The following is a 13147-nucleotide window of genomic DNA, read 5'->3' on the forward strand; positions in this document are numbered from 1 at the left end:
GATAAAAGAAGATACGGTTATATCTTCAACTGGCAAAATGCATTCAGATTTGTTAGGAACAGCCTAATTGAGTTAGTAATGGGATCAAAACTGAAAACAATAATTAAACAGCTAATAGAGCAAATTTCTAAAACTGTAGTTGCGGTAAAGCCAACAAGAAGCTTTCCCAGAATTAAAGTTCGGCAAAATAAAAGCAGGTTGCACCAAGCATATAAATAGCTTAACTTAATAGCATTGGAGACGCTAAGACCAGGTGAGGGACAATGTGACGATTGAAATCTGTGTTTATCTGTGCGCATCTGTGGTTAAAAGGGCTTAAGTTAATGATATTTTTGTTCCGTCGACTAACGCATTTTGGTGTTATTTTAAGATTGTTGTATTGTATTATAAATATTACAACGCCACAATCTCTTTCCTGTCTGATATTTTGTTTATTTGTGTCATTTATTTGCCGATACGCTCTACTTTCTTAATAAAACTGGCTACCTACAGCCAACCGATCATCTACATTTTAACCAAATATTACGCTCATGAGATTATTCAATCTATTGAAGGGCTCTTTACTGATCTTTTTAGTTTTTGGCCTGTCCTTGTTTTGCCTTGCCCAGACTACCTATAATTTTGATGCAGGGGCAACTATAACAACGCCTTCAGGTTCTCCCTGGGCCACACAAGCTGTTATTACTATTGCTGGCGTAAATTATAAACTTACCTCGGGAGGAAACGGAGGTTTTAGCATTAGTGCAACAGGCGGAAGCGGCAATTCTACTTCTTTGTGGAAAACTGGCGCCGGAGGAGACACCTTCAGATTGGAGCGCGCAGATGGACAGCCTTTTAATTTTTATTCGATGTATGTTAGGCACGAAGGCTATAACAGTTACAACGGCCAGTTTGGTATCGTTATCCCGCCATGGTATATCGTTACCTATAATAAAGTTGCAGGAGCAGCCGAAACGGATCAGGATAATTCTCCTATAGTTGGAGGATCGAACGCAATTACCACTACAACCAATACTTTCACTAGAACATTGGCAGTAAATAGTGTTGATATCTATTTCAAGGCAAATAACGGTTATTGGATCGATGATATAAGGGTTGGAATAGCTACCGGAACAGAAGTGGCCCCAACCGTTAGTACTACAGCGGCTACCACTATTCAGACGAATTCGGCTGTATTAGGCGGGAATGTAACAGCCGATGGAGGTGCCACTGTAACCGAAAGAGGTATTGTATGGTCTACCAGTGGTGTTCCAACAACTTCGAACAATAAGGTGCAAAACGGAAGTGGTACGGGTAGTTTCAGTGCTACGGTTTCTTCCCTTCCGGCAGGTACCCTTATCAATTATAGGGCTTACGCGATTAATTCAGAAGGGACCAGTTACGGTGCGAACAGCCCATTTACCACTTTGGTACAGCCTACTATAACTTCAGCGGCTTACAATGTTGCGACTGGAGTATTGGCCGTTACCGGTACAGGCTTACAGGCTAAAGCAGGTGCTGCCAATGATGTCGATATTTCTACCTTAACCCTTACCGCTGAGGGCGGTAGTACTTATACGCTCACAAGTCCGGATGTGGAAATTACCAGCGCAACAGCCTTTAGCGTGACTTTGAATGCCACCGACAGAACGGCGTTGGGTATGATTATAAATAAGAATGGTACAACCTCTACAGGAAGTACTGTTTATAACCTGACAGCCGCGAACGGCTGGATGGCCAATGTAAGTTTAAATGCAGATGCAACCAATGCGGTTACCGTGAGCGGGGTAGCTATACCGACCATTACTTCGGCTACCTACAATGGAACAACAGGAGTGATGGTGGTGAATGGAACCGGCTTTCTTATCAGAAGTGGTGCGCTCAACGATATTGATGTCACTAAGCTGACCGTTAAAGGTCAGGGCGGCGCTACCTATACCTTAACTTCGGCCGGCGTTGAAGTCACTTCCGGACAGTTGTTTTCTGTTGCATTGAATGCTGCCGATAAAGCTGCACTTATTCCTGTTTTAAACAAGAATGGTCTTTCGGCACAGGATGGCAATATCTATAACCTGGCTGCTGCGGATGACTGGAACAGGGGCGCGGATCCGGCATTAACTACAGCAGATCAAACCGGAAATAGTATTCAGGCCACACTTCCAATTTCGCTTTTTCCGGTAACACTGCCAAACCCGGTATATGGGGCGGCTTACAGCCAGAACGTTACTGCTTCAGGCGGTACAGGGGTTTATACCTTTACGTTAATTGCAGGCAGCTTGCCAGCGGGTATGTCAATGAGCCCGGTGGGCGTTCTTTCAGGAACTCCTTCACAGGCCGGAATTTTTAACTTTACTGTCCAGGCTACCGATGGCAATTCGGTAACTGGCACACGCGCATATAACATATCGATTGCATCGCCCACGGTCGTAGTCAATCCGGTTACTTTGCCCGATCCGGTTATTACGGTCGCCTATAGCCAGCAACTGTCTTCTACAGGGGGGATAGCGCCATACACCTATCTTGTTGGTGCCGGTGCATTGCCTGCGGGCCTGTCGCTCAGCAGCACAGGTCTTATCTCGGGAACACCAACAGCCTCTGGTACCTTTAATTTTTCTATATTCTCCAGCGATATTTCTCCTTTTAATGGGGTAAGGGCCTATTCAGTTACTGTTGCACCGGCTGTGATCACCATCAGCCCTGCTACACTTCCTGATGCGGTGGTTGGATCGGCCTATAGCCAATCTCTGTCATCTACCGGGGGAGTATTACCTTATACTTATTCGATTACTGCCGGTGCGCTGCCTACAGGTATCACGCTGAGCGCTGCTGGAGTACTGTCGGGAAGTGCCACAGCAGCTGGAAGCTATTCCTTTACCGTAAAAAGTACAGATGCATCTTTGGGCAGTAAATCTCAGGCTTATAGCATTAATGTTGCTCAGGCCGATATTACAATAAGCCCTGCTACTTTGCCTAATCCTACTTTGGGCGCCGCATATAGCCAAACCTTCTTATCTGTGGGCGGAACAGCACCTTATACTTATTCGATTACTGCCGGCGCGCCCCCTACAGGTATCACGCTGAGTGCTGCTGGAGTATTGTCGGGAACGGCCACTGCACCAGGAAGCTATACTTTTACGGTAAAAAGTACTGATGCGTTTTCGAGCAATAAATCAGTATCATACACCATAGCGATATCGGCGCTAACAATTTCTGCCCCTGCCAACTTTCCTGTGGGCTTAAGCACTACTTATGGAACGGCATCCGCTACAACTAGTGTAACTGTATCCGGTACCGGATTATTGGCAGGAATTACGGCTACCCCATCATCAACCACCAATTTTGAGGTGAGTGCCGATGGTACAACTTTCGGTCCTTCTGCCATCATCGGTAGTTCTGGTACGGTGTCCGGGACTGTATATGTAAGACTAAAAGCAACTGCATCCGCTGGTACAAATTTAGGAAATGTGATATTAACAAGTGCAGGTGCAAATAGTGCTACGATAAACATACCCTCGAGTACAGTTTTAAAGGCAACATTAACTTATACTTCAAATGCGATATCAAAAGTTTATGGGGCAAGTGTTCCGGTTTTAACAGGAACAGTAACCGGCTTTGTAAATTCGGAAATTATAACAACCGCAACAACCGGCACTATTAGTTGGTCAAGCTCTGCTACAATAAGTAGTGCTGTTGGTTCATATAATATTAATGGTGGAGGACTAACGGCAGCAAACTATAATTTTGTACAGGCTGCAGCTAATGCCTCAGCTTTAACCGTTACACCAAAACCATTAACTGTATCAGCAACCGGGAATAATAAACTGTACGACGGGACTGCAACTGCAACGGTAACCCTTAGCGATGACCGTGTAGCAGGCGATGTATTTACCGAAAGTTACACAGGAGCTTCATTTGCATCGGCTGCTGTAGGAATAAATAAACCGATAACGGTTACGGGCATTACCATTTCTGGTGGTGCATCGGGCAATTATACATTAGGCAATGCAACCGCATCAACAACAGCAAACATTTCGGTTAGAACAATTACAATAAACCCAACTGTAAATTCGAAAATTTACGGAAACGTAGACCCTGCGCTAAACTTTACCGCTACACCAGCTTTAGCTACCGGTGATAGCTTTAGCGGATCACTTACCCGTGCAGCGGGGGAGAATATTGGTACTTATGCCATTACCCAGGGTACGCTTTCGGCTGGAAGCAATTATGCAATAACTTTTACCGCAGGTACAAATTTTACAATCAATAAAAGAGCAATTACGGTTACGGCTACTGGACAATCAAAAGGATACGGTAATGTTGATCCCTTCCTAACCTATACGCTTGGCGGATCTGGCTTGGCTTTCGCCGATACCTTTAGCGGCAGTTTATCACGCGCACCAGGAGAAAATGTTGGCAGCTATGCCATCACCCAGGGTACCTTAGCACTAAGCACTAATTATGCGATCACCTTTACTCCTGGAATAAATTTTACAATCAATCCAAGGACGGTAACGGTTACAGCTACTGCACAATCGAAAGAATACGGTAGTGTTGATCCCTTCCTTACCTTTACGGTTGGCGGATCAGGCCTGGCCTTTGCCGATACCTTTAGCGGAAGCTTAAGCAGACTGCCAGGTGAAAATGCAGGTGATTATGCCATTATTCAGGGTACCCTTGCATTGAGCAGCAACTATGCTTTAAGCTATGTTGGTGCGGATTTTACCATCGGCAAGAAAACGATAACGGTAACCGCGGTAGCCAAAAGCAAAAGTTATGGTGATGCCGATCCGGCGTTAACTTACACTTTCGCCCCAGCATTAGTTACGGGCGACAGCTTTAGCGGGTTTCTTAGCCGTTCGGCAGGAGAAAACGTGGGCACCTATCCGATCGATCAGGGCAGCCTGGCTTTAAATGCAAATTATAACTTGAACTATGTAGGAGCTGATTTTGTGATAGGCAAAAAGATCATTACGGTAACCGCATCTGCCAAAAGCAAAACTTATGGTGATGCAGATCCGGCACTGACTTATACTTTCAGCCCGACGCTGGTAGGTACTGATACTTTTACGGGAGCATTGAGCAGATTGCCTGGTGAAAATATCGGAACCTATGCCATTAACCAGGGTACACTTACACTGAACAGCAATTATACCTTAAATTATGTGGGCGCAAATCTCACTATTGGCAAAAAAACAATAACGGTAACAGCAATAGCGAAGAGTAAAATCCAGGGCGCTGCCGATCCGGTACTGACCTATACTTTTGCCCCGGCTTTGGTAACAGGCGATAGCTTTACGGGATCCTTGAGCAGGGCAGCTGGTGAAACCACGGGTACCTATGCCATTACCCAGGGTACACTGGCATTGAACGGAAACTATATCCTGACTTACATAGGAGCCAATCTGACGATTGAAGCGAAAACCGTAATTACGGTAACGGCGGTAGCGAAAAGCAAAACCTATGGTGATGCAGATCTGGCATTAACCTATACTTTTGCTCCGGCACTACAGGCTGGCGATAGCTTTAGCGGAAGCCTGGACAGGTTGCCGGGAGAGCATACCGGTACCTATGCAATTGGCCAGGGTACACTTGCCCTTGACGGGAAGTATACCATAACTTATGTTGGTGCTGATCTGACCATTGGCAAAAAAACAATAACGGTGACAGCAGCAGCAAAAAACAAAACCTATGGTGATGTTGATCCGGCTTTGACCTATACTTTTGCCCCGGCGTTACAAACAGGAGATAGTTTTACGGGATCTTTAAGCAGAGCGTTTGGTGAGAATATTGGCACTTATCCCATCAATCAAGGTACACTTGCACTGAACAGCAATTATACCTTAAATTATGTGGGCTCAAACCTCAATATTGGCAAAAAGACAATAACGGTAACCGCGGCAGCGAAAAACAAAATCTATGGTGATGCTGATCCGGCGTTGACCTATACTTTTGCCCCGGCATTAGTAACAGGCGACAGCTTTAGTGGATCACTTAGCCGTGTGGCAGGCGAAAATGAAGGCAATTATCCGATCAACCAGGGCAGCCTGGCTTTAAATGCAAATTATACCCTGAACTATACAGGAGCAAATTTGATAATTGCTAAGAAAACCATTATGGTAACCGCTGCCGCTAAGAATAAAAGCTATGGTGATGCAGATCCGGTGCTGACCTATACTTTTGCCCCGGCATTAGTAACAGGCGACAGCTTTAGCGGATCACTTAGCCGTGTGGCAGGCGAAAATGTGGGCACCTATCCGATCAACCAGGGCAGCCTGGCTTTAAATGCAAATTATATCTTAACTTATACGGGAGCCGATCTAACCATCGCTAAGAAAACCATTACGGTAACTGCCGCTGCCAAGAGCAAAACTTACGGAGATACCGATCCGGCGCTGACCTATACTTTTAGCCCTTCGCTAGGGACGGGTGATGGTTTTACAGGTGCGCTGAGCCGCAGTCCAGGCGAAAATGTAAGTGTATATGCTATTGCCAGTACCTTGAGTGCGGGTGCTAATTACACTATAGATTTTAAAACAGCTGACCTGACGATTAATAAAGCGGTGCTAAGCGTAACTGCAGATGCAAAGCAGATGTGCCAGGGAGCCGATCTGCCAGCATTTACTTTGAGCTACAACGGTTTTAAATTTTCTGACAATGCAAACAGTTTAACCACAAAGCCATCGGTAAACAGCACCGGAAGCAGGTCTTCTGCGGCTGGAGATTATGTGCTTTCGCCGGTTGGCGGCGTATCTGCCAATTATATTTTTAATTATATCAACGGTGCATTCAAGATCAATCCCCTTCCCCTTATCACTATCAATAGCGACAAGGGAACCAGTATCAGCAGAGGAGAAACTGCTATCCTTACCGCTACAGGGGCTACAAGTTATGTATGGGCGACTGCCAGCGGCATCTTAAGCGGTCAAAATTCTGCCAGTCTTACTGTTAGACCAAAAGAAACCACTACTTATACAGTTACGGCTACAAACAGCAGCGGATGCAGCCAGAGCCAGGCCATTACCCTGACTGTGGCCGAGAATCTTTCAAAAATCAAGGCGAACAACATTCTTACCCCAAATAATGATGGCTTTAACGATAAGTGGGTAATCGAGAATATCGACTACTATCCGAACAATGAGGTTAAGGTATTTGATAAGGCCGGTAGGATCATTTATAGTAAAAAGGCATACGATAACAGCTGGGACGGAACAGTCAACGGAACGGCACTTTCAGAGGGTACCTATTATTATATTGTTGATTTCGGTACAGATAAGATGAGGGTAAAGGGTTTTATCACACTGGTAAGGGAAAATTAGTTAAATTAAAGAGAAGATCAAATGAAGACTTTATATAAATTATTGATGTTACTGGCCGTATGGATACCTGCAGCCAGTGTTCATGCACAGCTGAATCCGCTTTCCTCACAATATTATACCAACCGTTATGTAATCAATCCCGCATTTGCAGGTGCAAACAATGGCCTGCGCATAAACGGGGCCTACCGTAAACTTTGGGATAACGTTCCGGGCGCTCCCGTAACGCAGAATCTCACCGCAGACTATGGTTTCGGTAAAGTTGGTGTAGGACTGAACATGAGCAATGAAAGTGCGGGGCTACAGCGGCAGACCCGCATAGTGGGCAGTTATGCCTACCACCTGCCTTTAAACGCAAACAACCAGCAGCTTCATTTTGGCCTGTCTGTAGGTTTCATGAACCAGCGTCTTGAAAACGCAGATATTTATGGCAATCCGAACGACCCGATGGTTGGGCTTTACAATGACCGGAAAACCTATCTAGATGGGGATTTCGGTATTGCTTATACTTCAGATAAACTGAGCATAGAGGGATCGCTGCCCAACCTGAAAAGCTTTTTCAAAAAAGATGTGATCAAGCTGGCCGATGTGGCCACTTTTTATACGGCCATAAGTTATAAGATTACGCTGAGCGAAGGAATGGAGGGGATAGCGCTTGAACCAAAAGTAGCCTATCGCGGGGTGAAAGGCTTCGATAATATCTTTGATCTGAGTGCACAGGCCTGGATTGCAAACAAACAGGTGTTTTTGATGGGGGTATACCATAGCAGTGAAAATGCCACATTTGGTATTGGTGTAGACTTTAAAAGAAAATACCTGATCAGCGGGATGTACACCACACAGACCTCGGCCTTAAGTGCCTATACCAACGGCAGTTTTGAGCTGAATCTCCGGTTGAGCGTACTGTAAAATTTTGGCGGAAGGAAAATCTTGGGTATTTGAACGCATGAAGGAAATGGTGGTATCTTCTTGAAGCGTTAGCATAAACCTCTCTATTTTTACATGGAATAATGAGCATCTTTAAAGATCAGCTACACAATTTTGAAGTAATAAATGTGCTATCATTTAACTTTTAGAATGTAGCCCAGGCCATATACGTTTTCTATACTAACATGGCCAGAGGCCTTAAAGAGCCGCCTTAGCCTTGAAATAAAAACTTCAAGGCTTTTTCCATTAAAGTAATCGTCGTTTCCCCATAACGCCAATAAAATATCTTTCTTTTTAACTACCTGATTTATATTGCCAGCCAAATGGTCTAATACTTCCGATTCTCTAACGGTTAAGGAAACTTCTTTGCTGTCGGGCATCCGCAGAAACAGCTGATCTTTTTGGTACCTGATATCACCTATGTTGATAAATCCTGAACTGGATAAAGATTGTGCAGTTGGAGCGCTTGAAAACTTATTGATGATATTTCCTATTCTAAGCACCAGCTCCTCAATTTCGAATGGCTTTGAAATATAATCTATTGCACCGATCTTGAGGCCGCGAAGACGGTCCTGTTTTTCGTTATGTGCCGTTAGAAAGAAAAAAGGTTGATTGGAGTTGATCATTACCATCTCTGAGGCCAGGTCAAAGCCATTCATATCTGGTAGCTGTACATCCACAATAACCAATTTGTTATCAAGCTGGTTTGCGCTATAATATGCCAATGCTTCTGAAGCAGTTTTGAACCATAGCACACTGAATCCCCTCAATTTCAGGTACTCTGAAATTACATTGCCCAGGTCTATTTCATCTTCAATTATTACGATATCATAACTCATAAAATTCTTTGATTAATGATTTGTACTAATTAGGGTCTGCTCCTTAGGGATATGAATCAGAAACTCGGTCCCTTTTCCCAATGTTGTTCTTACATTGATTTCCCAGCTGTGAATATCAATACATTGTTTAACGTAATATAAGCCCAGTCCCAGGCCCGAAACGGTATTGTCTTTGCCCGCACGGAAAAACTTATCAAATATTTTTTCCTTCATCGCGTCTTCAATTCCTTTTCCATTATCTTTAATATGGATGGTATATCCGTCAATATGCTCGGTAATGAAGAGCACAGTCATTTTTATATCGCTATGATTGTGCTTAAAGGAGTTGTCGAGGATGTTTTGTAACATGGTGGTAAACACAAAAGGATCAATCATGATCATTATTTCCGAGCCATGAGGATCAAAAGTAAGACTATTTGGCTCTTGAACTTTTATTTTATAATCATTAACCAAAGTAAGAATGGCATAATTAAGATCTGTTTCCTCCAGGTTAATGTTGCTGTTGATTTCCGAAATTTCCAGCATCTGGTTAATGTGGGAGTGAAGTCGCCGTGCCTGTCTCTCTACAATATTTACGAGTGCATTTACGCGTGTCCTGTCATTGAGCACCTCATCTTCGTGCAGGCTTTTGCTTGCCACTAATATAGTTGTAATGGGGGTGTTAAATTCATGTTTAATACTGTTTAGGAAATCAGATTTAACATCCGTTTCTTTTTTCTGCCGCATCCAGCTGATATAGGTGTAATAATTAATGCCTACAATAATAATAATGCAAAGCGCAACCAATAAAAATGTTGGTAGCATTTGATAGGCAACTTTTAAGGTGCGGCCCGGAGGATCGACAAAAAGATTAAAGGTAACTCTATAATCGTACACCAGTTTGCCACTAACAGAGAGGTTAGTTACCCTATTCTGAACGCTCGGATTAGTCAGTGTACCATCAATGATAACGCCAAACGGTGTTTTTTGGCCTGCTTTGAACAACGTATCGGTACTGGTGTCAAATACGGTGATGTCGCCTATATTGGTGTCGAAGTTAATCTCAATTGACTGGAAAGTGAGCAGATACTGCAGATTGGAATCTAACCCATTCCTTTTAACGATCGAGCGGAAAACACTGTCCATAGTACTTTCTTTTCGCAGGTCTTTTAATAGTGTATTACTAATGCTTTGTGAGCGTTTAACAAATTCTTTCTTGTTGCTTAAGTATGCTTGTTTAAGCGCGGGCATATTTCTCGAGAGGATCGAATCGATAATCTTTCCGCCGCCCTTATAAACTTTGTCTTCGGATATACTGCGCCCATATTCATCATTAATCAGCGTTTTTTCTTTTAAACTATAGTCCCTGTCTCTCAGAACGTAAGAATTATAGGTTAACCTGAGCTGTACCAGAAGCAATATCAGAAAACTGACCAATACTACTGACTTATATATACGATCTTTCATTTTATCCTTTAAAAATAGCCGTATTATTTCATAAATACCATAACGTTAAGCTTTTGTTAGGTTTCTGTTACGTTTTCGTTCGACAAATTCTTTCAATGTCGGCTGTAGCTTTGAATAATTGAAAGCAGATCTCAATGAAAACCAGATCAATTGATCGATTGGAATTAATAAGTATCTGTAACCCAATAAGTCTTTTAAATAAATAACACAAATCACATAACCAAAAAAAGAGAAATGACCTTTAAAAGGATTTTATCATTATTGCTTATCGTTTCGGGAACGATAGCTATTTATCCGGCAATGGCTCAGCAAAAATCGGCCAATAAACCACTGACTGAACTTCAACAGGATTTTGTTGACCTTGGGTTGGGTATGTTTATCCACTATGGGATGCCAACTTTTATGGATCAGGACTGGTCTGACCCTGATGCCGATCTTTCATTGTTCCAATCGCCAAAGCTGGATGCAGACCAATGGGCAAAAGCTGCAAAATCTGCTAACATGACCTATGGTTGCCTTACCACCAAACACCATAGTGGTTTCCCGATCTGGAATACCAAAACTACAGCCTATAACGTAATGAACACGCCACTAAAGCGCGATGTAGTTAAGGAATATGCAGATGCTTTCCGCAAAAACGGATTAAAGGTAATGTTGTATTATTCCATATTGGATACCCACCATGGCATCCGCCCAAACCAGATTACTCCAGCCCACATTAAGATGATCAAAGATCAGATTACCGAACTGCTCACCAATTATGGCGAGATCACAGCGTTGATTATCGATGGATGGGACGCGCCATGGTCGAGGATTTCTTATGATCAGGTACCTTTTGAAGATATCTATTACCTGATTAAATCATTACAGCCAAATTGTTTGGTGATGGATTTAAATGCAGCAAAATATCCTACACAGGCGCTATTTTATACCGATATCAAATCTTATGAGCAGGGCGCAGGCCAGTTTATTTCTAAAGAAAACAACAAGCTTCCGGCACTTGCCTGCCTTCCTCTGCAGGCCAACTGGTTCTGGAAAACGTCTTTTCCTACCACTCCGGTAAAAAACGTACCTGAGCTGGTGAATAAATTCATCATTCCTTACAACGGTGCCTATTGCAATTTTATTCTCAATGTAGCGCCCGGTAAAAATGGTTTAATAGACGATAATGCTTTGGCAGCACTTAAAGAAATGGGCCAGATTTATAAAAAATCTACAGATCTTCCACGTATTCCTGCGCACGCTGCACCGATTATTTCGAGCAACATCGCCAAGCACATAAAAAGCAACAGCAGCTGGGGTGATGATATGAATATCATGGATTTTGCCAATGATGATGATTTTGGTTCGAGCTGGTCGTCCAATCACACCGTAAAATCGCCATGGTATGAACTGAATTTCGAAAAAGCTGTTCCCTGCAATATGGTGGTGCTAACCGCTGGCAATAACAGAAAAGCTACCTACAGTTTACAGTATTATGCAAATGGTAAATGGAATGCTTTAGCTGCCAAAAATGAGGGAGAGAAAAAGGTAAGTATTTTTAGATTCGAGCGCATCTGGTGCGAAAAAATAAAGGTAACCATTACAGACTTTGATAACCCGCCCGCTATTGCTGAACTAGGGGTGTTTAACGAAAGAAAATAAATAGGATAGCCGGATCATTTTTGGCCCGGCTAATTTATTAAACTATTCAGAAAGTATATAAATGATAGCTTGTCGAACGACCTGTTTATAAAATTACAGGCATTTCGACAAGCTTATTGTGACAGATTTATAAAAACTTTACGATTTAATAAAGGCTAAAATATCCTTGTTAATTGTTTCCGCCTCTGTTGTAGGCATACCATGAGGGAAACCTGGGTAAGAGATCAGTTTTCCATTTGGCAACAATTTTGCCGCTCTTTGTGCCTGGTTAAAAGGAACTATCTGGTCGTCTTCTCCATGCAATACCAATACCGGAATTTCCACACTTTTTAGATCTTCAGTGAAATCTGATTCCGAAAATGCTTTAATCCCCTCATAATGTGCCAATACAGACCCCATCATGCCCTGGCGCCACCAGTTGTGTTTTATTCCTTCCTGAACGGTTTTGCCATCACGGTTCCATCCGTAAAATGCTACCGGGAAATCGTAAAAATATTGGGCTCTGGTAAAACCCGTGCCCTGACGGATTTCATCAAATATCGCCAATGGCACACCTTCCGGATTGCTTTCGTTTTGGATCATAATCGGCGTTACTGCACTGATTAGAACTGCTTTTGCAACGCGGCCTTTTCCATGTTTCGCCACGTAACGGATTACTTCACCACCACCTGTGGAGTGGCCAATGTGGATCGCATCTTTCAGGTCGAGTGCTGCTGTTAGTTCTGCAATATCGGCTACATAGGTATCCATATCATTGCCATTGGCACTTTGACCTGAGCGGCCATGCCCACGGCGGTCATGCGCAATCACCCGATATCCCTGTTTCAGGAAAAACATCATTTGTGTATCCCAGTCATCTCCAGATAATGGCCATCCATGATGAAAAACGATTGGTTGTCCCGTTCCCCAATCTTTGTAATAAATTTCAGTTCCGTCTTTTACTTTAATTGTACTCATAGCTTTTTTATGATTAATTTTAATTGTTTAAAGCAGTTTTTG

Annotated in this window: 6 protein-coding genes; 3 read left to right on the forward strand and 3 right to left on the reverse strand. The window is 43.1% G+C overall.

Going from position 1 to position 13147, the window contains the following annotated elements; all coding sequences use genetic code 11:
• Positions 1-530: 530 nt before the first annotated feature.
• Complete coding sequence (locus LQ227_RS20875; RefSeq protein ID WP_230150857.1) at positions 531-7295, forward strand: MBG domain-containing protein; 6765 nt, start codon at positions 531-533, stop codon at positions 7293-7295.
• Positions 7296-7316: 21 nt separating this feature from the next.
• A complete protein-coding gene (locus tag LQ227_RS20880) occupies positions 7317-8201 on the forward strand; it encodes a PorP/SprF family type IX secretion system membrane protein (protein WP_230150858.1) in 885 nt (294 codons plus the stop codon).
• 152 nt (positions 8202-8353) lie between these two features.
• Here LQ227_RS20880 and LQ227_RS20885 read toward each other — a convergent pair whose 3' ends face one another.
• Together LQ227_RS20885 and LQ227_RS20890 are read right to left on the reverse strand one after the other, a co-directional pair.
• Entirely contained in the window at positions 8354-9058 is a 705-nt protein-coding gene (locus LQ227_RS20885; RefSeq protein ID WP_230146151.1) for a response regulator transcription factor, read from the reverse strand.
• Between the two features lie 12 nt (positions 9059-9070).
• A complete protein-coding gene (locus LQ227_RS20890; RefSeq protein WP_230146150.1) occupies positions 9071-10504 on the reverse strand; it encodes a sensor histidine kinase KdpD in 1434 nt (477 codons plus the stop codon).
• 234 nt (positions 10505-10738) lie between these two features.
• Here LQ227_RS20890 and LQ227_RS20895 point away from each other — a divergent pair, with 234 nt between their 5' ends.
• Positions 10739-12148, forward strand: coding sequence for an alpha-L-fucosidase (locus LQ227_RS20895; RefSeq protein ID WP_230150859.1), 1410 nt, complete (start codon positions 10739-10741; stop codon positions 12146-12148).
• Positions 12149-12286: 138 nt separating this feature from the next.
• On the opposite strand, the gene LQ227_RS20900 is transcribed toward LQ227_RS20895, so the two are convergent.
• A complete protein-coding gene (locus tag LQ227_RS20900) occupies positions 12287-13105 on the reverse strand; it encodes an alpha/beta fold hydrolase (protein WP_230150860.1) in 819 nt (272 codons plus the stop codon).
• Between the last annotated feature and the right edge of the window lie 42 nt (positions 13106-13147).

Source organism: Pedobacter sp. Bi27 (assembly GCF_918698255.1).
Classification (GTDB): Bacteria; Bacteroidota; Bacteroidia; order Sphingobacteriales; family Sphingobacteriaceae; genus Pedobacter.